Source organism: Vibrio sp. Vb0598 (assembly GCF_033338935.1).
GTDB lineage: Bacteria > Pseudomonadota > Gammaproteobacteria > Enterobacterales > Vibrionaceae > Vibrio > Vibrio alginolyticus.
Genome location: NZ_JAWOTP010000002.1, coordinates 1 through 23,819, shown reverse-complemented (window position 1 = coordinate 23,819; position 23,819 = coordinate 1). Strand labels below are relative to the sequence as shown.

Here is a 23,819-nt window from a genome sequence, read left to right as displayed (position 1 = left end):
TTTGAAAAGGCTTTTCTTGGGACTCAAACTTTATTTGTGAGCTCTTTTAATGTTTTACGCAATGTATTGATACCGAGAGCACCCGGTACAACCCACCCTTTATTGATAACCAACGTTGGCGTAGAAGTGATGTCATATTCTTGAGCCAACTTTCTATCACGCTGTATCTCAGCTTGTCGCTCCGGAGAAGCAAAGTCCTCAAGAAAATGAGCCTTATTCAGCCCAACCTCACCAGCAATTTCTGTAAGCTCGTCCAAATCACCAATATTTCTGTTTTCACTCATATGTGCATGTGTAACAGCATCAAAATAGTCCCAGTAAGCACTGGATCCTCCCTGTTGTTCAGCCGCCTTACATGCCACCAAACCTGGCGTTGAAAATGGGTATTCAAACGTCTGCTGACGCATCCCTTCTACGTTTACGCGCTTTTTATCGTCGGCACGCGCACATTGCTCCCAGTGTCCCAAAATAATTTGCTTCGCTTGTTTCATTGAGCCAAACTTGCCAATCATTTCTTCCCGTGAGGCAGACAAAGCAAATGCATGATGATGGATATCTAAATTAAACTCTTTTTCAAGCTGGCGTAGTCGAGGTGACAAAACATAACACCACCCACAAATGACGTCGTGAAAAAAATCGACTCTAATTTTTTTGCTCATTACTTTTCTCCAAGATTGAAAGTATTACTGGCTTACCAACTAATGACCGGTCCTGCTGGAACAATTCCATAAGGGTTAATGTGCTTGTGCGAGAAGTAGTAATGCAACTTCATGTACTCGATATCGATCGTTTTTCTGATGCTCTCATGACTGAGTAAATCCAGCATATACTGGTAAAGGTTATCGAAGGCTTTTAGTGGCTTTTTATTGGCCTTAAAGTGAACTTCATAAACGGCTTCAAACCTGACAAGTGTGGGTAACAGAAACAGATCCGATAGTGTGATATTCGAACCATACAGATAACGAGTTTGACTTAGCCTGTTGTTCAACTGCTCCATAGCATCAAATAAGGTGTCACTGGCTAGATCATATTCTGCCTGCTCTGTGGCAAAACCAACGTGGTAGACCTTTCGATTCACATTGACGTGTAACCACTCGTTGAGCTTTTCTATTCCTTCTCGCAGACTATCTGGAACCAACTCAACTTTGTTCTTAGCTAAAGGTAGCCAGTTGGTAGCAAGCTCCATTGCTATCGCAGAGGAATCATTACCTACAATTGCATGATCTTGTCTGTCCCATAGTATCGGTACTGTTACTCTTCCCGTGTAATTTGGATTTGCTCGTTGGTAAAGCTCTATCAAGTTTTGAGAGCCGTACAAAGGATCTGAGTTAGCATCGTCAAATAACCATCCGTCGGAATATCGCTTTGCTGCAACAGAAGAAACAGTTATTGCGTCATTCAATCCTAGGTAATTGATCACCAGATAAGGCCGATGGGCAAAAGGGCAAGCAAACGACATGTACAAGTGATAACGCCCTTGCTCAGCGACTTTTGGCAATTCAAAGCTGTCCTCATGAGACAGGTCTTTTACTTCTTTATTTGGATACCAAATCCCTTTTTCTAAAACAGCCATGGGGTGCACCTACATACTTAAATTAAGGAAACATATGTAATAACGCGAGCTTTCGCTCAACGTTACATTGTTAAGGTATACAGCGACGAATTTGACTCACAGCATTGAACGTAACATCCAGGCTGTTTTTTCATGCTCTCGCATTCGATCAGAAACCAATGAAGCAGAAGATTCATCATCCCCATCCTGAGCCAATTTCAGAACGTCTCGGCAAGTCTTGACCACTTGCTCATGAGAACGAACAAGAATAGACACCATTTGTTCTGCTGAGGGCACGCCATCTACTTCAGAAACTGAGCTAAGGTCGGCGAACGCTTTGTAAGTCCCTGGCGCAACTTCACCTAGTGTTCGTATTCGCTCAGCAATGTCATCGACGGCGATTGCCAATGCGTTGTATTGCTCTTCAAACATAAGATGTAGCTCGCGAAATTGGGGGCCAGTAACGTTCCAATGAAAATTATGCGTTTGCAAATACAAAGTGTAGGAGTCTGCCAGAAGGCGTTTAAGCGCTTCTCCAATCACAACACGATCCTGTTCGTTTATACCAATATCCACTTTCATACCTACGCTCCTATAGTGCGTTTTCAAAGGAAGACATCAGCGCTTCCAGTTCAACTTTAGTCGCTACGTCAAACTCACCATCGTGAATTTTCTCCTGATAACTCCCTAAACTGTAGATTCCTTTAACGTCGCCACCCCACCATGGCATTAGCTCCGCCATCGTTCTGAGATTGGTCGCACCGCCATTCGGTCCAGGAGAAGTACTGACTAAAAGAACGGGTTTCTTATCGTCACCAAAGAAGGATTTACCTGATTCAGCAACACGTGAAAGCCAGTCAATGACATTCTTTAAAAATGCGGGCATAGAGCCGTTGTGCTCAGGAGAAGCAATAATCAGCGCATCGTGTTCATTCATCATTTGTCTCAATGTGATGGCGTCGGCTGGTATACCTTTTGACTCTGCATCAATGCCATACATTGGCAAATCGAAATCTTTCAATTCGATGATGGTCACTTTAGTTTGGGTGGCTTTTTCAGCCAAGGAACGAATCAGAGTATTATGGATTGACTGACTGTGATTACTTCCCGAGAGCGCGAGTATCTTTTTCATGAGTTAGTCCTGTTAGGTATTTAAGGTCAACACCTCAGTGTTGGTGATTACAACAAATACTAATTGACTAGCATTGGTGAATAAACTATATGTTAGTAACTAAATAGTTTACTTTTGGTAAACAATAAGAGTTTAAATGAGGTCGAAGTGGATAAAATAAGGGCGCTAACCGTTTTCAGAAGGGTTGTGGAACTGGGAAGCTTCAAAGCAGCAGCTGAAGATTTAAGTCTGTCAAAAGCAGCCGTTAGTAAGAATATCAATGAGTTGGAAGACTATCTTAAAAGCCCTCTGATAAACCGAACTACGCGTAACATGCACATAACGGATAATGGTCAACTTTACTACAATCAGGTTTGCAACATATTAGATGATTTGAAACATGCTGATTTGTCAGTCATCGAGTCGTCTCATACGTTAAAAGGATCACTGAAAATAAGCGTTCCTATGTCGTTAGGAATTTTAGAAATTAACCCCATCATTTGTGAATTCATGCACCAATATCCTGATTTGTCTATTGAAGTTGTCATGAGTGACCAATATGTCGATCTCATCGACTCAGGCATTGATATAGCGATTCGAGGAGGGGGAGAATTAAGCAATTCTAGTTTAAGATCCCGAAAGCTTATCGATATGAGACGAGTGCTTTGCGCTTCTCCTGAATATCTTTCAAAATCCAGCGAGATTCTTAAGCCAGAAGATCTCGCTCATCATAAGTGCCTCATATACAGTTTTTCTTCGTCAGCAAGACGTTGGCTATTCAGAAATGAGGATGAAGTCAAAGAGATCGAGCTTCAATCAAGTTCTTATGTCGTAAACAATGGATTAGCGCTCAAGCAAACAGCGTGCTCAGGCCATGGTATTTTATTGCTGCCGGATTTATTCGTTAAAGGCGAGTTAGAATCTGGGGAATTAGTTGAGGTTTTATCGATGTGGCAAGCTGATAGGCATTCACTGTATGTTGTTTATCCTTTCCATAAAGAGCAATCTCAAAAAGTCAGAACTTTTATTGATTTTGTCGTTAAACACTTCGAAAACAAACAGCACTAGCCTTCATCTTCTCCTGTCAAATTGATTACCTGAGCATGAAAACGCAACCTTTGTGAGAAGGTGGCCAGATGTGAGAAGGTGGCCAGATTTTTCAACAGACTTGATTTCGCTCGGCCTGACTATTCGACACTTGCAATACCACAGTAGAAAGAATGGATAGTGCAATACCAGGATATACAGCTGTGGGTATACTCTTTCCATCAAATAACAACATGATAAAAGCAACAAATACAGGACTTAGATAAATATAAGCCATCACTTTTGCAGGCCCCAGTACAACGGTGGCTTTGTGGATGATAAAGGTTGAGAGCAATGTCGCAAACAAAGCGAGGTATAGCATGTGCAAGGTAAGCTCGGCATTTAATGCAAACCAGTCTAGTGGTTGATGGAATACAAACAATGCCAGCAACATCCAGAAGGCACCGCCAATCAGAGTACAAAACACGGTAACAATGGTTTCTTCTCCACGATGAAAAACTTTCATCGAGACAGAAAAACACACCATAGACATACACCCGAGCAAAAACAAAATATCTCCTTTGTTGAGGTTTAGTTTCAATAATGTCTCTAAATCTCCTTTCACAACCACCCAACATGTCCCGACAGTCCCTACCAAATAAACGCCAAGCATCTGAATAGATAATTTTTCCTTAAAGAGGAAAACACTAACAATGGCAGTAATAAATGGCACTAATGTATACAGTGTGCCTGTGTTTAATGCCGTGGTTGTCTGCAAAGCCCTGAACATACATATAAAAAAGATCGCAAAGAAAAGGCTCATGATAAGACTTCTTGGAAACACATCTTTTGCCATTTTGATGCGATGTTTCTTTGTCAGAATAAAAGGAAACAATACCAGTGCTGCAAGCAGGAATCTCAATAACGTTAAGGAGAATGGATTGATTACACCGGATAGTTTTTCTGAAGATAAAAAAGATCCTGCAACCAGCGCTGTCACTAATAAGGACAAAAGGTGATATTTAATATTTTTCACATCAAGGCCATCTATTTTAAGGGGATAAATACTCTACTAGTGCTCAAGCACTAAAGACTTAACCATAACAGCCGCATTGAGTAATTAAAGCTCCATTTAGTAACTTAACTGTTTACCAAAGAGAAATAGTTTGTAGTAATTGACTCCTTATTAATACACCTCCACATCGTCAGTTCACTATTGGTAAACAATTTGTTTACCTGAGTGCTGTTTATCTGATTTAGCGCGACTTCTACACTTAGGCCTGAAAACACAACTCATCGTCCTATAATCAAGCAGGAGACCGAATGATGAAAAAATGGATCAATTTAGTATTAGTGAGCATGATTGCCACTATGCCGATCGCACAAAGCGTAGCAAAAACAATGTCAACAGAGGGTCAGCTGACTCTGTCTTACAGTGATGGTAGAGCGCCAACTCAAGGCGTTGAGAAGGTCAACGAAGTGCTCAAAACTATTGGTGTGCGAGTTAGTACCGTTTCGCTGCCTGAAGAAGCCAAACCTATTCTGGAAATATCCAAAAAAAGAGCTATTACAAAGGAAGAAAGTGAAAAACTAATCTCACTATTTTCTATGCACCGTGGTGACTTACTGGATCAAATCGAAAAAGCTGGCCGATTACCAGAGGCACACAGAGGCGGTTTCCTATCGACGTCTGAAGTAGGCGTTGCTCCATATCCAAAGGTTTATGATATGAAAGCAATGACTCCAGAAGTTATGCACTTTCTACAAGAAAAATTCGGCAAGTTACATGTTAATAGCTCAGAGAATGGCGTAGGTATCGATGAAGTGATGACCATCGTGTCTGGTGGGCCATGGACTTGGTTCTTTGTATTACCAGACAATGTGATTGGTAAACTGACGCTGAGTCACGTCTCACTAGATGGTGATGCGTGGCGAATCAGCTACCCAGGTCTCGTACCTCATGGTGGGTTCTTAGATGCACCTTATGGCTTGGTTGTCGCTTATGCACACGGCCCTAAGAACTTTGTTATGCGTTATGAAGAGCCGAGTGTTGAAGGTACGGAAACGCTGGGTACTAACTCATGGATCGACTTCAGCGGCGATATTCCAAAGCTACTGGATTAATATCAAAAGTACGACAAACCAAGACTAACGAAAAAAATAACTCGGCTTACTTGCTGAGTCTTTTTTCATTTTTAGGGGATATCACTCCTTTGGTTAACGAAGTGTCCTTGGTAAGTATAACTTTTCTTTAACTAGCAACAGCTTAGCGATAGAAAAGCCAACTGTATAGGTAATAAGTGGGGATTGAGCGCTTCCAATATACATAGACCGTGCTGTGTACTTTCTGGCAGAAAACACATCCTTTTGTTTTCTAAATTACCAAATCACTGATTACATCTGGATATGGAAGCTCACTTCACTTTATCGCTGCTCGTCACTTGTCATCAAAAATCAAATTCACCGCAATTGCCATCAAAACTAAGCCTGAGATTGGTAGCAAGACACCCAATGGTGAGCGCTCTATGTAAGGCAAGTTTTCAGCAATCAATAAGCCCCACTCAGGTTCTGGCGGCTTAACGCCAAGTCCGATAAAACTCAGAGAAGTCAGGCTGAGCGTAATGTAAGGCAAACGCAGAAACGCATGACGAATCAATGGCGGCAGCACATAAGGTAACAAGTAGTAACGGAGTACTCGCCACTGACTGGTTCCCCAAATGGGCGCAAGATGCGTGTAAGGCTGCGCTTTGGCTTCCATCAACAAACTTGCACAGTGCGCCGCTAATGGTGCCCATGACACCATAACAATCGCAATCAAGGCACTGTTTGGGTTCATCCCCGTTAGACCAGCAATCAGCAGACCCGCCACAATGTATGGCACACCTTTGGTGATCTCAATTAAGCCTTGGCTATAACGAGTCACGAAGCCGAGCAACAAACCAATCACCAAACTTAGGAACGTTGCGATGATGCCCATTTTGATTGTCGACATCATACCGCCGCCAACGCGAGCAAGCAGATCTCGCCCGACCGCATCGGCACCAAACGGGGCTGCTAAGCTTGGCGATTCAAGGCGAGTAAATTGGATGGTGTAAGGATCGCGCATTAACGCCCATCCCGCACAACCAATCAGCAAGGCAAAGATTGTGGCACTGACGATGCGTTTGGTAGTGCTTTGGGTAAAACGGAACGTGCTGTGACTGCTGATCAGCTTGCCACTTGTGACACTGTGCCCGAGTAACCAACGTTGCAATAAGATGCTCGCACTGCTGATCAACATCGAGAACACCAGCAACACCAACAAGCCACCTTGCAGCATCGGCAGATCTTGTGACTTCGCCGCGCCTAAAATTAGTCGTCCGATACCTGGAATGGAGAACACCTGTTCCACAGCAACCGCACCGCCGGTTAAACCAATCACCGTCATTGCGATTTGAGGAATCAAGTTACTAACGGCACGCCACAAGGCAAAGCGTAAGATTTGAAACTGACTGACGTTAGCCGATAGCCAAGTGATCACCCAAGGCTCATCTAGTACACGCTTGAGGCTGTCATTGAGCAAGCGCCCGAACAAGCCAGCAGCAGGCAATGCCATTGCCAAACTGGGTAGCCAGAGGTTTTGCACACCTTGCCAACCATAAGGCGGGAACCAGCCCAACCAGATGGAAAACACCATGATCAGCAACGAAGCAATCACGTATTCAGGCAATGAAACCAACACCGAACTGAGCGTGTCATGATGCTTGTCTAAACGATTCTGTTGCCAACGACGCACAGTGTAAAGCACGCTCGCCATGCACATTACAAATGCCATGCCTAGCGCTGTAAGCATCAGTAATAGTGACGTTTTTGCAGTTTGTTGAACGCTCTCCATCACGGATGCGCCACTCACCCAAGAGACACCTAAGTCACCTTGCATGGCAAGCGTCAACCAATCCCACAGTCGCTCAGCAGCGCTGCGGTCAAGTCGAAGATCTTCTCGAATTGCTTGCAGAGCTTCTGCCGTCAGCAATTGTTGAGCACCCGCACGAGCACGGAGGATTGATTGGCTTGGATCGATACCGGCAATATCCGGCATCAAACCCACCAGCACAACCACTACCCCGAGAGACAGGAAGCGCGACAAAAAACGCGTAAACCATTCAGGCATACAAGCGCTCCAACGAGAGCGCATGTTGGCAACAGACGACATCGAGTTAGTTCACCTCAGTAAACTGGTCGATCAGGCGACGCTCACGTGGGTCACGTTGTGCGTTCTTCACGCGAACACTCTCACCTTGGATTACACGCTCGTGAAGCAGTGGAATCACAGCGTATTGCTCAAGGATTTTGCTTTCTGCTTCGATGATCGCTTGTTGGCGTTTCTCACCCAAAGGCTGACGATCAGCGTGTTTCAATGCTGCGTCCACTTCTTCAGAGCAGAACTGACCTAGGTTGTAAGAACCTTTACAGCTAAAGTCACTTTGCATGTACGCCACTGGGTCACCAGAATCCAGCACCGTTGCACGTGACAACAAGAATGCATCGAACTTACCTGCTAGTGCATCGTTTTCGATTTGTGCGTATTCACGAACATCTAGTTCAACCACAAAGCCAGCCGCTTCAAGTTGTTGCTTTAGTAGCACCGCCACTTCTGGCAACTCTGCACGGTCGGTAAACGTACCAATGGTGATCTTCTCACCATTCGCGTGGCGCATTTCCATGGTTTCCATACGAGGGTTCGCGTCACGAATTGGTTGAGCCCATGCCAATGCAGGACCTAACAAACCTTTCGCTGAGTCGGCGTGGTTCTCGTAAACCGTTTTGATGATTTGCTCACGGTTAACCGCTTGAGCCGCTGCTTTACGCAAACCGAACTGGCTAAACACATCTGATTTATTGTTTAGGTAAAGCGTGTTGGTACGTGGCATTGCGACTTCGTGCAGCTGTGAAGATTCCATCATCGCTATTTGCGATACAGGAACGGCTTCAACTACATCCGCCTCACCGGTACGTAGTGCCGCAGCACGAGCAAAACCGTTTGGTACGTATTCAGCAAAGATACTGTCTACTTTTGCTTTTTCGCCCCAGTAACCGTCAAAACGCTTCAATTTAGCGCTGGTTGTACCGTTGATTTCTGTCAGAACGAATGGACCCGTACCCGCATTAATTGGCACAACGCGACCGTTTTCTTGATATGCAGCACCAGAAAGGATCGCTAGCTGTGGGCTAGATAGACGGCTTGGCAACAATGGATCGTTAAAGGTCGTTTTGATTTCAACAGTGAAGTCGTCCAGTGCGCTAACTTGCCATTCGATACCATCCAAAATGCGTGGTTTTGGTGCAGCATCTAATGCTTTTTGTAGAGAGTTCACAACCGCATTGGCATCAAGGTCAGAACCATCGTGGAATTTCACGCCTTTACGTACCGTAAACTGCCACGTCATCGGGTCAACTTGTTCCCACTCTGTTGCCAGCATAGGTTCTGCTACCGACTGATCGTTTAGGTTCACTAGCGTTTCTGCCGTGCTCCAACGTGACAGTTTGAACGCGTCATCTGAAAGTGGCGATAAACCTGTGCGTGGTGGTTGCATCATGGCAACGCGAATTTCCGTTGCTTGCGGTGCAGCTGCTTTTTCCGCTTCTGGCTTGCTTTCGCCAGAGTCAAAACAACCCGTCAGCAATGCGCTTAAAGCCAGCGACAAAGCTAACTTGGGAGTACTAAGGTGCATAAGAAACCTCTCCAATGGTTTTTGTGAATTCATTACTTTTGTGTTGAGCGCTCATCAAGGCTCTCGTGATCAAGTGTGATGGGTTATTTGTCACGTTCTGTGCTGTGCCGTGCTCGACAACGCGTCCTTTGTCTAACACTAGGATTTCATCGCATAGGGTTTGTGCCGCATCGAGGTCATGAGTCACCAAAATCAGGCGCATCTGACGACTCTTTTGAATGCCTGCCAACAATTCGAGAATCTGTTTACGACTGACGGGATCTAGGCTGCTGGTTGGCTCATCGGCAACCAACACACAAGGCTCGACAATCAAAGCTCTAGCGATAGCCACGCGTTGGGCTTGCCCAACTGATAATTGCTGCGGGTTACGATCCAACAATGTGAGATCCAAACCGACATCCGCCAACACCTTTTCCACCTTCTCGTTGAGCTCTTGCGTCAAACCAATGTTGCTTAGCGGCTCCAGTAAGATCTGGCGAACGGTGTAGTACGGATTCAAGCTCGATTGCGGCTCTTGCGGAATCAATTGAATGTGCTGACACAACTCTTGGCGCTGCTTAGCCGAACTACGCGATAGCGGATAACCACACACATACACTTCACCAGATGTGGGTTTACGAAGACCAAACAGAAGTTCAATCAAGGTCGATTTACCCGCACCAGACGGACCAACAATCGCAATGTTCTTTGTGTCGATGGCAAGATCCAATTGTTCGAGCGCTTTGAACGGTTTGCCCCCTAACCAACTTGGTTTGGAGTAATAGTGAACACTGGCTTGCTCAAAGCGAACTTCCGCCGATTTAGGCTGCGTGTGCCCGCTCAAGTTGTGCTTAGTCAAAATAGGCTCCAGAGATGAGGTTAAGGCAGCAGTTTCGCAAGTTGTTGGCAGAAAGGATGCGAACTTTGCTGAATGGCTTGCCATGGTGCGCCATAAGCCACCATGGTGTTGTCCGCAATCACCAAGACTTTGTCACACGCCAAAGCCGCAGATAGATCGTGCGTGATCAACAAACCACTGATGTTGCGTTGCTGAACACTACTGCGAAACAACTCAAGGATCTCCGCTTCGGTGATTGGATCGAGCGCACTGGTGGGCTCATCAGCGATGATCAAGTTGGCACTACCAAGCAACGCAATCGCAATACAAATACGCTGGCGCTGACCACCAGATAACTGGCTTGGATGCTGCGCCAATGCTGCTTTTGGATCTGCAAATCCGAGTTGAGACAACAAGGTCGTCACCGTTTCTCGGTTTGCTGAAGACAAGCGTGTTTTGTTGCCCGTCAATGCCAAACACAGTTGTTGCTCGACAGACGCCAATGGATTCAGCGCTTTAAGTGCATCTTGGAAAATGACCGCGGGACGCTGGGATTGACTCCGTTGCAGCATGGCAGTTTGTGCGACTTCACTGCTGTTAAGCTGGATACTTCCGTCTACCCAAATATCTGACGGCAAAAAACCTGCGACGGCTTTCGACAACATGGATTTACCAATGCCGGAAGGTCCCATAATGGCAAGAGCTTCACCTTGAAACAGCTCAAAAGAAATGTCTTTGAAGAGTGTGCGTTCTGAGTCTGTAAGGCTGAGATTATTAACGGAGAGTATTGGTTGAGAAATCACGGCATCAAACTAAATGTAATAATATAACATCACAAATAATATCATGCGGGTTAAAGCAAGGAAACCAGTCGGAAAGGTTATTTCATCACCTTTTTCAGATTTATCAGCAAGGGCAGATGGCTCCACCCTTGTCATAAGAACATCTAAATTAGGTCGTTTGTGACAGTGTGAATTAAAGACACTTTTGTTTAACTTGACCGAGGTATGGGAACAAGAAGACAAAACGCCCAACGTAGAACAAAGTGAATGCCAGCCACAAACCGTGATTGCCCCAATATTGCACCGCAATAAATTGGGTCACTAAGAACAACACCATGGTTAGAAAGGTAGAGTTACGCACTGGTCGCGTCGTCCCTGTACCGGTAAAGATGCCGTAAAACGTAAGACCAAAACCAGCAACCAACGGAAATGCCAATAACCAAGGGCTCATGTCTAGATACAGCTCAACAAGGTTTGGCAAAGTGGTAAATAACGACACCACTTGATGTTTGAACAGCACTAACAGCAAGGTCAAGACAACAACGAACGCCGCGGTCCATTGCGTGTTTAGCTTAATCACGTTATCAAGCAATGTCGGATTCTTCTGGCCTACGGCTTTACCTGCGAAGACGCTCGACGCATTCGCCACACCATCGAACATGTAGCTGACGATAAAGGTCACTTGCATCAAGATTGCGTTCGCAGCAAGCACATCAGAACCAAGCTGAGAGCCTACACGCGCCATCATGTTGAAGAACACCAATAGACACACAGTGCGAAGCAGCAGATCCATATTGGAAGACGCGATAACTTTGAGATCTTTACGCGTCATTTTCTCGGTCTGAATGTAATCAAACAGCGGGAAGCGACAGGTTTTCAACACCAGCACCGCACCAATAACAAACGTCGAAATTTGCGCGATAAGTGTCGCTACCGCAACGCCAGCAATGCCCATATCGAAGTACAACACAAAGACGATATCCAGCACGATGTTCAGCACGTTACCAAACACTTGCGTGAACAAGGTTTCTTTGGCTTTCGCCTGTCCCATCAACCAACCAATCACGGTGTAGTTCAGCAGTACAAACGGCGCACCAAAGATCATGATATCGAAGTAAGTCTTAGCGTTTTCTGCCACGACTGCATCAGGGGAGATAATCAGCTCTGCTCCCATCCAAATCACGGACTGCAACGCAATGAAAATCAAGCCAAGGCAGAGCGAAAGCACGAAAGGACGGAATAAGCTGCTCGCTTGATCTTCTGGGCTATTTTTACCTAATGCGATTGCACTTTGCCCGGTAGTACTGACGCGGAAGAAGCCAAACAGCCAATACAAGGTATTCATGATGACGGTGCCGATCGCTACACCACCAATCATCTCAGCCACACCGAGTTTACCGATCACCGCGGTGTCCACCGCCCCCAATAATGGTTGGGTTACCGTAGAAACGATGAAAGGAAATGCGATTTTAAAATAGTCTTTATGAGTCAGGGACATCTTAAATTATGAACAGGATTAATTTTTATAAGGTCGCTATCATATGCGAATGGCGCCCGAACATGAACCAAAGTTCACCAGCAAGGAATAGCATTGATAATTGATACAACCAGCCAACGTATTCTCATACCAAAGCTTGAAATAGGATAACGACTTATGAGAAAAGCCAAGTTAACTGCATATAAATGAGTTTCTAGTTTGGAAAGATTAGCGTTTGGTTGAGCATGGCAGATCAGAATGTATCTGCCATGTCATAACGGTAGTGATTGGTGAAAAGAGACCGTACAGATGATATTTAATGCTTGTGGGTTTCATCTGACAATGTTTAGGTCGATACCAAGCCTTATGTTCTGTAAAGCACCTTTACAACATGCCAACCGAACTTGGTTTTAACTAGATGCGGCGTTAACACTTCGCCAGAAAAGCACACTTTGTCGAATTGAGGTACCATTTGACCACGGCGGAATTCACCAAGGTCACCACCGCGTTTGCCTGACGGGCAAGTTGAATACTTCTTCGCTAATGTCTGAAACTTTGCGCCTTTTTTCAGTTGCTTGATTATGTCTTCCGCTTGCTCTTTGTGCTTCACAAGAATATGTAATGCGGCTGCTGTATTTGCCATTGATCTATCTCTCACTATTCTGGTCGCGCAAGTGTACCCAATCCTTTTTAACAGACCAAACATTTCTTAATAATAGCTCAGCGGTAAAGGCCCAAATACACGAGGAATATAAAATCGTCTACATAATGAGTTTAAAATACAAACAAGTTTTGCTCAGTTAATCACTATGTCTCTAAAAGATTGTCTAAAAAGCTCACATTTGTCTCTCCGATGGTTGAAGCCTTCGTCTGATAAGATTAGATTAGACACAATTCGGTGGTGTTTATAAGGTTATTTTCATGGCAAAAGTCATTAGCAAAGCGAATCAATCTCAGGGCATGTTGATGTTTAAGCTCACCCTGCAACAGAGTTTCGCTATCGGTACGCTAAAAGTCCGTGAAATCGTCCCGTACATGCCAACGACAAAGATCCCTTACTCGCATCATCACGTCATTGGAACCGTTACGATACGTAACTTAACAGTACCAGTGATCGATATGTCAGCGGCTGTTGGCTTTCGTCCTATAAGTGAAGAAGAATATAAAAGCTGCTACTTGATCGTGACAGATTGCTTGCGAACCGTGGTAGCTTTTATGGTTCGTAGTATAGAGAAGATCATTGAGTGCGATTGGAAAGCTATTGAAACGCCACCTCCGAGCGCTGGAAAAAATATTTTCGTGACTGGAATTACTCGCTACGAGGACAAAACTGTTCAAATGCTGGATGTGGAGCTGCTACTTTCCAAAATTTATCCGCAGTACGAGAATTCAAAGATCCCAATGCTGACAGATATTGAGCGAGAACGCCTAAAAGCACTCAGTATTCTATTGGTGGATGACTCTTCCATCGCTCGTAAACAGCTGTGTGACGCACTCGATAGCATCAATATTGGGTATCAAATCTGTAAAAATGGTTTAGATGCATTGGAACTGATGAAAAGTGACGCTGCGGCTCATCGCCCAATTGATATTCTGGTCAGCGATATTGAAATGCCCGGATTAGACGGTTATGAATTAGCATTTGAAGTTCAGAATAATTCCTCTCTGAACCATTCATACCGCATTTTACATACATCGTTATCGAGCGAAATCTGTGTAGACAGAGCTCACCAAGTTGGCGCGCATGAGGCACTTGAGAAATTCAATGCAGGAGAACTAATCGAAGCGATGCTTCGCGGAGCAAAAGAGCTAGAAGCCAAAGCTATGACTTCTTAACTCTTATTGGACGAGTTGATTTGAGAATATAATGCAGTACTTGTCCTATCCCTGATGCTCACATCCGCTAATTTCTCAGCTCACTTCTTTGGCATCGCGTAACTACGAGAAACGAATTCCGTCTCTTTGACTTGGTGAGCATGATTAATATAAGAAGCTAGGCTGTAAAGTACATTCGCTAATAAGTTCGCGTAACGAAACAAAATAGGTGCGGGCTGCTTCTTACCTGTATGTTCAACGGCAACTAATGCTCGTACCGTTTTTTTAGCTTGGCAACGGCACAAATGCAATTGACTGGCTGCCGGGTGCCCTCCGGGTAGAACAAAGCCTTTGAAGCCGCCATCAATACGTTGCTTGAGCAAAGCATAATCGGCCTTTAACTCTTCAACTTCCGTCTCTGTAATCGCTAATTTTCCGCGAACCGAACCATTTAGATGATAAACATTAGGCTGCATTCTTGTCAGTATATCGCGGCTAAACTCGTCCAACTCCATAGCGAGAACAAGGCCAATACGACTACAAAGTTCATCTGCTGTAATTTCAAAGTCACAAACCGGACTGTCCTCGTAAATAAACGGATAGCAAATCTCGCTCAATTCCTTGCTTACAGGTTTCATGCTTTTGTTCCAATATAAAAAAGGGAGTCAGTATAACCTAACTCCCTTTAAACGTTCATTATGCCAAATGATCGACATTCATATGATCGGTTTACAATCAGGCACTTTCGACTTTCTTGTGACCTTCTTGAAGGTGAACAAAATCTACTAAATCATCACCAGACACTTGATACGCCTGACCAAAACCTTTAACAAATAGCCCCGATTCTGGCTTTAAGTTGAACAAAACGAAATCCTCTAGCTGGCTTAGACCATCAATAATCTCACCAAAACGCTCTTTCATTTGTCCAACAACTTGTTGCCACATCTCTGTGTCTCGCTCAACTACATTTGCTACCGCATCAAAAGTTAAGCGCTTACGAGCAAACAGCTGCTTTGAAGACTCTTCATCTTCGATCATCATCAATGAAACATTTGGATTTTCTAAAAGGTTACGGGCATGACGAGCGATTTTAGAAATGAGAACGAAATAACCTTCCTGGTTTTGGACATAAGGCGCGTAGCTTACATTCGGGCGACCTTCTGCATCGACAGTTGCAAGCTGAAGTGTACGACGATCCTGACGGAACTCTTTGATCTCTGGCCCTAAACGACCTTGCAAACGCTCTTGTTTAACTTGTTGATCCATATTGATACCTGACTTTACTAATTAGTATTCGAGTTAAGCCTCGATTATGTTTGTGATTACTTTTTTAATTCGGCTTGTAGGGCGCGAAATGCGGTGACTTGCTCTTCAATCAACTCGCGCTTTTCGTTACGGCCTAAATAAACCTTGAAAATATTGCTTCCGCACTCCGAGAAAAAACCAAAATAGTGACTCTCTCTACCCATAAACGGTTTACTGACTAATGCGACATTTTTAACGTTATCTAATTTAAGGTGGCCGTGCAGTTCACCTTCTCTACCCATTAAATTGTAATAGCCACGCGCCACTTTTCCTTTTGGAAACGGCGCTTTAACTTCAAAGATAGAACCAAAAGAGTGGACGATGGTCGTCACCGGGCCAAAACCAACCAAACTTTCTAAGATGCTTTGCGCTTGCTCTCCTGGTGCAATAGCCACCATTTCCTGAGGTAGAGCCGCAACAACCTCAAACTCGGAAATGCCAAGACGCTCTGCCATCGCAGCTGGCAATAATTGTGGTTCTTGCTCTAGTAATACTTCAACTTGTTGCTTGATTGATTCCATTGTGTCTTCCGTTTTTGTTCAATTTGTTTTCATTAATTATTGGATGCTTTCGGTACGGTTTCGTTCATCTCTGATGTGAGTACCTGAATACAACTTTGAGCCAATGACACTGCCCAGAAGCTGCCTGCAAGAGTAAGGACTGCGCTACGTTCATGTAGTTGTACTAAGCCTTTCGCTTGCCACACTTTAAATAGAGGCAATAAAAACCCGAACGCGTCCTCTCCCATAAATGATGGAAGTTGATTTGCTTGAACAATGCCACGGTCAAACGCAGATTTGAGTGCAGAAAAAAGTGGTTCTAGAGGGCTTTGCTTCATCATCATCGCGATGGTGCTTTGACCTTCTTTGACCGCTTTAATATAGGTCTCTAGTGTGCGGTGTTGCATCATCCCGTAGCCACCGATATTACCTCCAGCACCACAGCCAATTGGCAATACCTCTGCATAAGTCTTGGCTAAACTATTGTATAAACTACGCTCGCGGTTATCGATTGCCCAATGGTTCACGCTAAGTTGCTTCATATGGTGTTTGGCCATAAAGTTCACACCGAGCTCGTACATTCCCGCTTTTTCTGGTGTGGTCGCAGGTGGCGGGATTTTTCCCTTTTCTACGAGGTTGAGCATGGGAGCTGACCCACCAACCACTAACTGATACAAATCCAGTCCGTGTGCGCCAGTCGAGAGGAAATCATTTAAATCTTGCTCTAACACTTCTTTGGTTTGATAAGGTAAGCCATAGAGTAAATCGATAATGACCGGAATTTTGTCTTCTTTGGCGATCTCGCTCACTCGTTTGAGGACATCTTCTCTATCATCTAAACGTTTTGCGCTGCGGCGCACTTGTGTATTAAAACTTTGCACACCAAAAGAGAAACGATTAAACCCACCCTCTAAAGCGCCTTGATACAACTCATCAGAAAAGCGATTGATGCGGCCTTCTAAGGTGATTTCGCAGTCTGCGGCCAAAGGAAAGTGGTCTCGGATAGCCTGGCCTAACACACGAATCTGTACTGGAGATAAATCCGTTGGCGTTCCGCCCCCGATATATACGGCGTGAAAAATACCATTTTGTGTCCAAGGTAATGCCGCTTTCTCTCTAAGCTCCTGCATTAATGCTTCAAAGTACTCATCAACCAGTGTGCGACTTGCAGCATTTTGAAAGAAGTTACAAAAAGTGCAACGAACGCGACAAAACGGAACATGAATATAAAGACAGCGTTTATTGGTCGCTTTAATTGAGTTAGCCGTAATACTCGAAAAAATCGCCTGTTGTTGAGACGAGGGCACAGGTACGCTCGCTCCCCCGGCATGTGCAGAATGCTTCTTAACAAAAGCAAATCGCAATGGATCAGGACTATCACTGCCCAACACTGATTCATCAAGCTTATCGATATCGACGCTCATATATACTCGCTTAACTCCCATCATGTAAGGGATGGAAGCTGATCTTAAAAATTCTGCAAGAATCATAATTTGAGCGTAATGATAATGCAATTGATAATTGATCTTATTTCCATTGTAAGTAATAATCTGCCCAAGTTTTCATAGTTTCCCGAGATATTCCGTGAACGTACAAAGATATGTCATTGCAGGAGGTGCTTCCCTTGCCATCCATGCCGCACTTCTTTTTGTTTCTCAAGAGACAAAGGTGTTCGCGATGCCGGCTGGAAACCCAGCAAGTTCGGTAAGTCTAAATCTTGTGTCTGCTCCTCCAGCTGTCGAAAAATCTACACCAGAAAATGTAGCACCACCAAAAGAGCAGCAGCCTCAAGACCAACCTGAACCAGAAAAGAAGATTGTAAAAAAACAGGTCGTCAAGAAAGACGCTGTTAAGAAGAAGGTAGTAGAGAAAAAACCTGAACCGGTTAAACAATCTAAACCTAAAGCGGTCGAGCCCACCAAAACCGTAACAAAGCAAAAGGTTCAGCCCGAAGCGAAACCAAAGAAAAAAACGGAACCAGTGAAGAAAGAGACGGTAGCTCAACAATCCGCACCTGCGAGCCAATCCAAAGGGGCAACGTCTCAGCCTGTCTTGGTAGACAAACCAACGTTTGTGAGTCAACCAACACAACCCCGTTACCCAAGGTCTGCACAAAGACGCGGTATTGAAGGTGTAGCCTTGTATGAGATATGGCTAGATGAGAATGGTAACCAGATTAAACAGGTTTTGATTGAGTCTTCCGGCACAGAGTCGCTAGATGCCTCAGCACTTCGTGCGATCAAACAGTGGCAATTTACACCACATATTTCAGGTGGGCTAAAAGTCGCTCACCGAGTACAAGTACCTGTTCGTTTTAAGTTGGATGGATAATGGAACAACTACAAGAATTACAAACTCAATTTGGGCTGATGACATGGCCTTTGATCATTTGCTCAGCTCTAACCGTGATGATCATCGCCGAGCGATTATTCCATGTGTTAATTAGCCTTGGTGTAGGAAAACGAGCCATTCGCCAAAAGCTCACAGGATTAGACCCAACAAATGGGAGCGCGCTTGAAGCACTTGCTGAAGAGTTGTCGAATAAGCGGCCGCTTCTGTACCGTGGTGTTGCGATGTTGCTTGCTCATCATTCTTTCTCGAAATCTTTAAGAGAAGATGCCGCAGGTATTTGGCTGCAAGAAAAACGCCATCAGCTGCATTCCGGCCTTCGTTTGCTGACGCTGATTGGTGTCATCAGTCCTTTAATTGGCTTGCTTGGTACGGTACTTGGCCTAATTGACATGTTCAAAGGCATCGCGGTTTCAACGGGGAATATCACTCCGAATGATTTGGCTGACGGCCTAGGTCTTGCTATGCGCACCACTGCCGCGGGTCTCATTATCGCACTTCCTGCTATTTCAGGAGCGCAGATCATTGGTTTGTGGGCGGATCGTGTAATCGCCAAGCTTGAGCACACTTTAAACTACGTCAACTTATGGCTTGAAGGTATATCGTTACAGCATGTCTCGCCAGACCACTCAAAAGTAACACTGCGCTCTTCTGGGAAGATTGAGGCCGCAACTCAATGATTAAAACACCACAAGAAAATAGTCGTAACGGTTTAACCCCCGATTTAACACCGCTGTTAGACATTATTTTTATCGTCATGGTTTTCCTGATGTTAACCGCGGCGGTCAAACTCGATTCATTAGACGTCAATTTACCGAGCACAGAATCTCAGGCTGTTGCAGATGTCGATAAGCAATCCATCACGGTAAATATTCTTAAAGACGAGCCTTACTGGGCTATTAACGGCAAGACATACATCGATTGGGACAACTTTACCCTCGCGCTGTTAGAAGAGAGTAAATCAAGCGATAAACCAATTGTAATTGGAGCAGAAAAAACCGCGAATATTCAGTCGCTAGTACAACTTCTCGGCTTTTTACAAGAAAACGGAATTCAAGCTACTCAGTTACTCACTGAAGAGCCATCATAAAAATAAGTAAGATAGAGATCCTTTCAAAATGAAGAACACACGCATCACTATTCATGCTGTTGTCACGGCAGCTATTTCCCTACTTGCGAGTAGTCAACTTTTTGCCAATGAAACGCCATCCTCAGAGCGCGTTGTTAGCGCAGGCAGCGCCGTCACTGAACTCTTGCTTGAACTCGACGCTAAAGATAGCTTGGTTGCTATCGACGTCACCAGTCAATTACCAAAAGGAATGGAACTGCCTAAAGTGGGCTACCATCGTCGTCTTTCAGCGGAGGGGTTGCTCGCCTTACGTCCGACAAAAGTCATTGGTTCTGATGAGATGGGGCCGAAAACAACATTGAGCCAATTGAAATCGGCTGGCGTAGATGTAGAAATCGTTAATACTGATGCAAATGTCGAGGGCCTTTATCAACGTATTGATCAAATTGCGAACCTTATGGATCGCAAAGCTCAAGCTGAAAGCTTAAAGCAAGATGTCCAGGCGCAAGTACAAGCACTCAATGCAAACCAGCCTGATCAAGCAAAGAAAAAGAAAGTGCTCTTTCTGCTGATCCATGAAGGGCGACCTGCAAATGTTGCGGGCTCACAAACGACACCCGATGCAATTATTCAACTCGCCGGCGGACAAAACCCAGCCGCTACACAACTCTCGTCTTACAAGCCTCTATCCACAGAAGCGATGGTAGAGATGCAGCCTGACGTGATTCTTGTTAGTGGTCGCAGCTATGAAACGTTGGGTGGTGCCGATGCAATTTTAAAAGCAATGCCGCTTCTTGCTGCAACACCCGCTGGAAAGAACAAAGACATCATAACGATTGATGGCCATGCTCTGGTAGGTGGTTTGGGCCTTAAAAGCCTTGCAGAAGCTAAACGCTTGAATGCACTGCTTTACCCATAGAGACATGACATGTTGTTAAGACGCATCCCCCTTTCAACGACGTTATCAGTGCTTAGTGGATTTTTAGCATTTATTGCTATCGCCTCTATTACCGTGGGCCCAATGAACATTAGCTTTGCTGACAGTTTGCGTAGCCTAACGGGAGGCAGTTCTGATCTCGCTCCTCACATTCAGTTGGTCATTAACGAAATCCGATTGCCTCGCACCATTTTGTGTATGTTCATCGGCGCCATTTTGGCAATTTGTGGTGTGGTTATGCAGGGCTTGTTCCGTAACCCATTAGCCGAGCCAGGTATCATTGGTGTGTCTGCTGGCGCTGCTCTTGGTGGTGCATTCGCTATTGTTGTATTTGCTGAATTTAGCCAAAACTATCCGCAACTAATGAACTTAGCGGCTCTGCCTCTTTTTGCTTTCCTTGGCGGTGCACTAACGACTATTCTCGTTTATAAACTCGGCACAAGTAAGTTTGGTACCTCAGTTACAATTATGTTGTTAGCCGGCGTTGCCATCAGCGCGCTCTCGGGTGCTGCGATTGGCTACATGAACTTTATCGCAGATGATCAGATGCTGCGAGACTTGACGCTTTGGTCGATGGGCTCATTAGCTGGTGCAAATTGGTCAGGGATTGCTCTATCTGCTGTAACACTCGTCATCCTATTACTCTGGTTCCAGAAGAAGTCGATGGCGCTGAATGCTCTGTTGTTAGGGGAATCAGAAGCAAGACACTTAGGAGTTCCGGTTCAAAAACTCAAACGTCAGCTTATTTTACTTTCTGCACTGGGTGTTGGTATTACGGTGAGCATCAGTGGTGCAATTGGCTTTATTGGGCTCGTGATTCCTCACTTAGGGCGCATGCTCGCTGGGCCTGACCATCGAACGCTATTACCAATATCTGCCTTAATGGGAGCACTGCTTCTTACTGCCGCAGATATGTTTGCTCGTGTTGCCGTGGCACCAGCTGAATTACCAGTTGGAATCGTGACCGCATTGATTGGCGCGCCCTTTTTCATCTACTTATTGTTCCAGCAAAAAGGGAAGATTTTGTAATGAACCAGATCGTTTTATCGGGGAAAAACATTTCGATGACGTATGGCAACCGTGTGGTGCTCGATGACATCAACATTGATATCCGAGCTGGTGAAGTGACCGCCCTACTCGGCCCCAATGGCGCAGGTAAAAGTACTTTGCTCAAGCTTCTATGCGGTGAGATCTCTTCGAATCATCACATCACCTACTTCGGTAAACAAAAGCATGATTGGGAGCCTGAAAAAAGCGCCAAACATATTGCAATGCTCCCGCAGCACAGCACCTTAACCTTCCCATTTCTAGCCAGAGAAGTAGTAGAGCTGGGGGCAATACCGCTATCACTGTCCAATAAAGAAACCACTAAACTGGCTTTACATTACATGGAACAAACCGACGTATTGCATTTAGCAGAAAGCCTGTACCCGTCTTTATCTGGTGGAGAAAAGCAACGACTGCATCTAGCACGAGTGATGACACAACTACATCAATCTGGCGAAAAACGAATCTTAATGCTTGATGAACCTACCTCAGCGTTGGATCTCGCCCACCAACACAACACGTTAAAGATTGCTCGTGAAACGGCAAAAGCACAAAACGCAGCGGTGGTTGTGGTGTTACATGACTTGAATCTAGCCTCTCAGTACGCAGACCGCCTTGTACTCTTGCATAACGGGAAACTAGTTTGTGATGACACGCCATGGAATGCACTAACGTCAGAGCGCATTGAGCAAGTTTATGGCTATCGATCTATTGTGACAAAACATCCGACGCTAGACTTCCCTCAAGTGCATGCCGCAGCATAAAGCGTATCTCCTCTAAGCCGTCTCTAAAACACTTCGATACGACAAAGGCCCGCAATATGAGAGTTGCGGGCCTTTGCTTTGATAGTGGCAGAATTTGGTGCTTTAAAGGCTATTACTTGCTCATTTGGATCAATGATCGACCAATCAACCACTCAAGCTCTTTGTCACCACCCGCACCAAACTGGCTTTCAACCATTTTGTATAAGCGGTCAATACCATTAGCAGCAAATTCTTGCGCATTTTCAGCGGTGACAATGTGATGGAATAGCAGTCGTAAAATCGCGAGAAACTCAGCATCTTCCAGCGCTTTAATCCAACTTTGTGAAAATGCATTTAATCCTTTATCAAACTCTAAGTGTTCAATAAACATTTTAAAGATACGGCCATCCAGTGCGGCGGTGAAGTCCGTTTTCTTAGGGAAGTGATGGCTAATACCGGTACGCGATATACCTGTCTGCTGGCTTAGCGTCGTGTACGACATTTTGTCGTAACCTAATCTGAGTAGCTGATCAATAACGGCATCCATGATCTTTTGGATAGTGATTTCGGTATCTTCTTTACTACGCTTTGGCATATTTTAAGCTCTTCTCTTTGTAAATCCATCTAACTCACTATTAAATGAGGCCAGAATGAAATCATTCTTAGCATTATACCCGGCTCGCCGATGCGGTTCGATTAGCGAAAACCTAGAAATCAGGTTGCTAAGCGCTGCACTTGAAAGCGCTTTGGGTATATGTATTGCGACTATTTAATATCATGTCGAGTTCCAAACCATAACGTCTTTACACTGCGTAATGTGTAATTTTCAGTTATGTTTTTGTCAATACATGCTACTCAAAATAAGGCGAAAAGTTAGTCTCATCAAAACCTTGCGCCAATTATTCATCGAAACTATTCAAAGACCAAGAATGATAATTATTAAAAATAATCAATCAAGAAATAGTCTTATAAATTAACCATTAGTTCAACTGGACTGAGCAAAATCTCGTCACTATGTTCGTTAATTGATTTTAAATGTTGATATATATCACATTAACGTTCTTGATGATTTAGTAATCCAATCTTTAACCCTTACTTAACAAGTGCCTATTCTGTTCCTTTTTTACGCAAAAGTCGTCATTTTTGTAGATACAGATCAAATACCTGATAGAATACCCTTAGTATTTACAAGAGGATTCGTTATGAGTGTCGAATTAGAAAAAAACCAAGTATGTGAGGCCTGCGGCTGTGCTGGCGAGATTGGCTTTATCATCAAAGAAGGTGACGAAGTTGCCGACGTAACGGTTTTCGCACAGACAAAAACAGAGCTAGAGTCTGAACTACAAAAATACATCGAGCTCGCTAAATCAGTATGTGCTGATGTTGAATACAATGTTTCAGAAATAACCGAAGAATCGAACCAAGCGACGGCTCGATTCAAATTTGAAGTAAGTGCTGAAAAACTTATCTTTGAATTAAAAACTCGCTCACTCGCGCGTTAGTAAATTACCACCTTCTAAAGAAGGTGGCTTTGTGTGAGCCCCCTAAAAGGGGGCCTTTGTTTAGTCCAGCGCCAAT

At 44.5% G+C, this 23,819-nt stretch carries 26 protein-coding genes; 10 read left to right on the top strand and 16 right to left on the bottom strand.

Annotation, left to right across the window (positions count from 1 at the left end):
• Positions 1–23: 23 nt before the first annotated feature.
• The 4 genes from R7Q38_RS02680 to R7Q38_RS02665 all read right to left on the bottom strand — a co-directional run bounded on the left by R7Q38_RS02680 (position 24) and on the right by R7Q38_RS02665 (position 2,684).
• Positions 24–659, bottom strand: coding sequence for a DsbA family protein (locus R7Q38_RS02680; RefSeq protein ID WP_213970895.1), 636 nt, complete (start codon positions 657–659; stop codon positions 24–26).
• A gap of 32 nt (positions 660–691) precedes the next feature.
• Positions 692–1,573, bottom strand: coding sequence for a glutathione S-transferase C-terminal domain-containing protein (locus R7Q38_RS02675; RefSeq protein WP_213970894.1), 882 nt, complete (start codon positions 1,571–1,573; stop codon positions 692–694).
• A gap of 96 nt (positions 1,574–1,669) precedes the next feature.
• Complete coding sequence (locus R7Q38_RS02670) at positions 1,670–2,134, bottom strand: Dps family protein (protein WP_053303808.1); 465 nt, start codon at positions 2,132–2,134, stop codon at positions 1,670–1,672.
• 10 nt (positions 2,135–2,144) lie between these two features.
• Positions 2,145–2,684: an NADPH-dependent FMN reductase gene (locus tag R7Q38_RS02665; RefSeq protein ID WP_053303809.1), complete on the bottom strand. Its 540-nt coding sequence runs from the start codon at positions 2,682–2,684 to the stop codon at positions 2,145–2,147.
• A 147-nt stretch (positions 2,685–2,831) separates the two neighbouring features.
• Here R7Q38_RS02665 and R7Q38_RS02660 point away from each other — a divergent pair, with 147 nt between their 5' ends.
• Positions 2,832–3,731 carry a LysR family transcriptional regulator gene (locus R7Q38_RS02660; RefSeq protein ID WP_053303810.1) on the top strand — a complete coding sequence of 300 codons (900 nt, stop codon included), beginning with the start codon at positions 2,832–2,834 and terminating at the stop codon, positions 3,729–3,731.
• Between the two features lie 91 nt (positions 3,732–3,822).
• On the opposite strand, the gene R7Q38_RS02655 is transcribed toward R7Q38_RS02660, so the two are convergent.
• Positions 3,823–4,725: a DMT family transporter gene (locus tag R7Q38_RS02655; RefSeq protein WP_053303811.1), complete on the bottom strand. Its 903-nt coding sequence runs from the start codon at positions 4,723–4,725 to the stop codon at positions 3,823–3,825.
• A gap of 287 nt (positions 4,726–5,012) precedes the next feature.
• Between R7Q38_RS02655 and R7Q38_RS02650 the strand changes: the two genes are divergently transcribed.
• Positions 5,013–5,813: a hypothetical protein gene (locus tag R7Q38_RS02650; protein ID WP_202599865.1), complete on the top strand. Its 801-nt coding sequence runs from the start codon at positions 5,013–5,015 to the stop codon at positions 5,811–5,813.
• 313 nt (positions 5,814–6,126) lie between these two features.
• On the opposite strand, the gene R7Q38_RS02645 is transcribed toward R7Q38_RS02650, so the two are convergent.
• From R7Q38_RS02645 to ppiC, 6 genes are all read right to left on the bottom strand, one after another.
• Complete coding sequence (locus R7Q38_RS02645; protein ID WP_411913398.1) at positions 6,127–7,881, bottom strand: ABC transporter permease subunit; 1,755 nt, start codon at positions 7,879–7,881, stop codon at positions 6,127–6,129.
• Positions 7,882–7,885: 4 nt separating this feature from the next.
• Entirely contained in the window at positions 7,886–9,400 is a 1,515-nt protein-coding gene (locus tag R7Q38_RS02640) for an ABC transporter substrate-binding protein (protein WP_239938533.1), read from the bottom strand.
• Positions 9,390–10,238, bottom strand: a complete 849-nt coding sequence (locus R7Q38_RS02635) for an ABC transporter ATP-binding protein (protein WP_021036047.1) — start codon at positions 10,236–10,238, stop codon at positions 9,390–9,392. The genes R7Q38_RS02640 and R7Q38_RS02635 overlap by 11 nt, the downstream gene beginning before the upstream one ends.
• 20 nt (positions 10,239–10,258) lie before the next feature.
• A complete protein-coding gene (locus R7Q38_RS02630; RefSeq protein ID WP_239932410.1) occupies positions 10,259–11,020 on the bottom strand; it encodes an ATP-binding cassette domain-containing protein in 762 nt (253 codons plus the stop codon).
• 172 nt (positions 11,021–11,192) lie between these two features.
• Positions 11,193–12,497 (bottom strand): MATE family efflux transporter, encoded by a 1,305-nt coding sequence (locus tag R7Q38_RS02625; RefSeq protein ID WP_318114012.1) that lies wholly within the window; start codon positions 12,495–12,497, stop codon positions 11,193–11,195.
• Positions 12,498–12,840: 343 nt separating this feature from the next.
• Positions 12,841–13,182, bottom strand: coding sequence for a peptidylprolyl isomerase PpiC (gene ppiC, locus R7Q38_RS02620; protein WP_080276970.1), 342 nt, complete (start codon positions 13,180–13,182; stop codon positions 12,841–12,843).
• A gap of 215 nt (positions 13,183–13,397) precedes the next feature.
• Between ppiC and R7Q38_RS02615 the strand changes: the two genes are divergently transcribed.
• On the top strand, positions 13,398–14,312 hold the full coding sequence (locus tag R7Q38_RS02615) for a chemotaxis protein (RefSeq protein WP_033906782.1): 915 nt from the start codon (positions 13,398–13,400) through the stop codon (positions 14,310–14,312).
• Positions 14,313–14,392: 80 nt separating this feature from the next.
• On the opposite strand, the gene R7Q38_RS02610 is transcribed toward R7Q38_RS02615, so the two are convergent.
• The 4 genes from R7Q38_RS02610 to hutW form a co-directional block, all read right to left on the bottom strand.
• Positions 14,393–14,929: an ATP:cob(I)alamin adenosyltransferase gene (locus R7Q38_RS02610; protein WP_005375333.1), complete on the bottom strand. Its 537-nt coding sequence runs from the start codon at positions 14,927–14,929 to the stop codon at positions 14,393–14,395.
• Between the two features lie 97 nt (positions 14,930–15,026).
• Positions 15,027–15,557: a heme utilization protein HutZ gene (hutZ, locus tag R7Q38_RS02605; RefSeq protein WP_213873868.1), complete on the bottom strand. Its 531-nt coding sequence runs from the start codon at positions 15,555–15,557 to the stop codon at positions 15,027–15,029.
• A 56-nt stretch (positions 15,558–15,613) separates the two neighbouring features.
• The gene (hutX, locus tag R7Q38_RS02600) at positions 15,614–16,117 is read right to left on the bottom strand and encodes a heme utilization cystosolic carrier protein HutX (RefSeq protein ID WP_005385051.1); all 504 of its coding nucleotides are present in this window, start codon (positions 16,115–16,117) and stop codon (positions 15,614–15,616) included.
• A gap of 32 nt (positions 16,118–16,149) precedes the next feature.
• Positions 16,150–17,520: a heme anaerobic degradation radical SAM methyltransferase ChuW/HutW gene (hutW, locus tag R7Q38_RS02595; protein ID WP_239938532.1), complete on the bottom strand. Its 1,371-nt coding sequence runs from the start codon at positions 17,518–17,520 to the stop codon at positions 16,150–16,152.
• A 160-nt stretch (positions 17,521–17,680) separates the two neighbouring features.
• On the opposite strand from hutW, the gene R7Q38_RS02590 reads away from it, so the two are divergent.
• Genes R7Q38_RS02590 through R7Q38_RS02565 form a run of 6 tightly spaced genes read left to right on the top strand, consistent with a single transcriptional unit; the run spans position 17,681 to position 22,262 of the window.
• On the top strand, positions 17,681–18,427 hold the full coding sequence (locus R7Q38_RS02590) for an energy transducer TonB (protein WP_064354554.1): 747 nt from the start codon (positions 17,681–17,683) through the stop codon (positions 18,425–18,427).
• Positions 18,427–19,125, top strand: coding sequence for a MotA/TolQ/ExbB proton channel family protein (locus tag R7Q38_RS02585; protein ID WP_239938531.1), 699 nt, complete (start codon positions 18,427–18,429; stop codon positions 19,123–19,125). The genes R7Q38_RS02590 and R7Q38_RS02585 overlap by 1 nt, the downstream gene beginning before the upstream one ends.
• Positions 19,122–19,535, top strand: a complete 414-nt coding sequence (locus R7Q38_RS02580) for an ExbD/TolR family protein (RefSeq protein ID WP_005375322.1) — start codon at positions 19,122–19,124, stop codon at positions 19,533–19,535. Before R7Q38_RS02585 ends, R7Q38_RS02580 begins: the two co-directional genes overlap by 4 nt.
• Positions 19,536–19,563: 28 nt before the next feature.
• Positions 19,564–20,433: a hemin ABC transporter substrate-binding protein gene (locus tag R7Q38_RS02575; RefSeq protein ID WP_005375320.1), complete on the top strand. Its 870-nt coding sequence runs from the start codon at positions 19,564–19,566 to the stop codon at positions 20,431–20,433.
• A 9-nt stretch (positions 20,434–20,442) separates the two neighbouring features.
• Positions 20,443–21,480, top strand: coding sequence for a FecCD family ABC transporter permease (locus tag R7Q38_RS02570; RefSeq protein ID WP_005375318.1), 1,038 nt, complete (start codon positions 20,443–20,445; stop codon positions 21,478–21,480).
• Positions 21,480–22,262, top strand: a complete 783-nt coding sequence (locus R7Q38_RS02565; RefSeq protein WP_005385036.1) for a heme ABC transporter ATP-binding protein — start codon at positions 21,480–21,482, stop codon at positions 22,260–22,262. The genes R7Q38_RS02570 and R7Q38_RS02565 overlap by 1 nt, the downstream gene beginning before the upstream one ends.
• A 112-nt stretch (positions 22,263–22,374) precedes the next feature.
• On the opposite strand, the gene R7Q38_RS02560 is transcribed toward R7Q38_RS02565, so the two are convergent.
• Positions 22,375–22,836, bottom strand: a complete 462-nt coding sequence (locus R7Q38_RS02560; RefSeq protein WP_005385033.1) for a TetR/AcrR family transcriptional regulator — start codon at positions 22,834–22,836, stop codon at positions 22,375–22,377.
• A 607-nt stretch (positions 22,837–23,443) separates the two neighbouring features.
• On the opposite strand from R7Q38_RS02560, the gene R7Q38_RS02555 reads away from it, so the two are divergent.
• Positions 23,444–23,743 carry a YfcZ/YiiS family protein gene (locus R7Q38_RS02555; protein ID WP_005375307.1) on the top strand — a complete coding sequence of 100 codons (300 nt, stop codon included), beginning with the start codon at positions 23,444–23,446 and terminating at the stop codon, positions 23,741–23,743.
• Positions 23,744–23,819: the final 76 nt, after the last annotated feature.

Coding starts and splice junctions, on each gene's coding strand:
- R7Q38_RS02575 (WP_005375320.1), top strand. CDS start 19,564: ATGAAGAACACACGCATCACTATTCATGCTGTTGTCACGGCAGCTATT.
- R7Q38_RS02560 (WP_005385033.1), bottom strand. CDS start 22,836: ATGCCAAAGCGTAGTAAAGAAGATACCGAAATCACTATCCAAAAGATC.
- hutW (WP_239938532.1), bottom strand. CDS start 17,520: ATGAGCGTCGATATCGATAAGCTTGATGAATCAGTGTTGGGCAGTGAT.
- R7Q38_RS02650 (WP_202599865.1), top strand. CDS start 5,013: ATGATGAAAAAATGGATCAATTTAGTATTAGTGAGCATGATTGCCACT.
- R7Q38_RS02670 (WP_053303808.1), bottom strand. CDS start 2,134: ATGAAAGTGGATATTGGTATAAACGAACAGGATCGTGTTGTGATTGGA.
- R7Q38_RS02580 (WP_005375322.1), top strand. CDS start 19,122: ATGATTAAAACACCACAAGAAAATAGTCGTAACGGTTTAACCCCCGAT.
- R7Q38_RS02565 (WP_005385036.1), top strand. CDS start 21,480: ATGAACCAGATCGTTTTATCGGGGAAAAACATTTCGATGACGTATGGC.
- R7Q38_RS02625 (WP_318114012.1), bottom strand. CDS start 12,497: ATGTCCCTGACTCATAAAGACTATTTTAAAATCGCATTTCCTTTCATC.
- R7Q38_RS02610 (WP_005375333.1), bottom strand. CDS start 14,929: ATGAAACCTGTAAGCAAGGAATTGAGCGAGATTTGCTATCCGTTTATT.
- hutZ (WP_213873868.1), bottom strand. CDS start 15,557: ATGGATCAACAAGTTAAACAAGAGCGTTTGCAAGGTCGTTTAGGGCCA.
- ppiC (WP_080276970.1), bottom strand. CDS start 13,182: ATGTTTGGTCTGTTAAAAAGGATTGGGTACACTTGCGCGACCAGAATA.
- R7Q38_RS02680 (WP_213970895.1), bottom strand. CDS start 659: ATGAGCAAAAAAATTAGAGTCGATTTTTTTCACGACGTCATTTGTGGG.
- R7Q38_RS02675 (WP_213970894.1), bottom strand. CDS start 1,573: ATGGCTGTTTTAGAAAAAGGGATTTGGTATCCAAATAAAGAAGTAAAA.
- R7Q38_RS02665 (WP_053303809.1), bottom strand. CDS start 2,684: ATGAAAAAGATACTCGCGCTCTCGGGAAGTAATCACAGTCAGTCAATC.
- R7Q38_RS02570 (WP_005375318.1), top strand. CDS start 20,443: ATGTTGTTAAGACGCATCCCCCTTTCAACGACGTTATCAGTGCTTAGT.
- R7Q38_RS02555 (WP_005375307.1), top strand. CDS start 23,444: ATGAGTGTCGAATTAGAAAAAAACCAAGTATGTGAGGCCTGCGGCTGT.
- R7Q38_RS02615 (WP_033906782.1), top strand. CDS start 13,398: ATGGCAAAAGTCATTAGCAAAGCGAATCAATCTCAGGGCATGTTGATG.
- hutX (WP_005385051.1), bottom strand. CDS start 16,117: ATGGAATCAATCAAGCAACAAGTTGAAGTATTACTAGAGCAAGAACCA.
- R7Q38_RS02640 (WP_239938533.1), bottom strand. CDS start 9,400: ATGCACCTTAGTACTCCCAAGTTAGCTTTGTCGCTGGCTTTAAGCGCA.
- R7Q38_RS02645 (WP_411913398.1), bottom strand. CDS start 7,881: ATGTCGTCTGTTGCCAACATGCGCTCTCGTTGGAGCGCTTGTATGCCT.
- R7Q38_RS02585 (WP_239938531.1), top strand. CDS start 18,427: ATGGAACAACTACAAGAATTACAAACTCAATTTGGGCTGATGACATGG.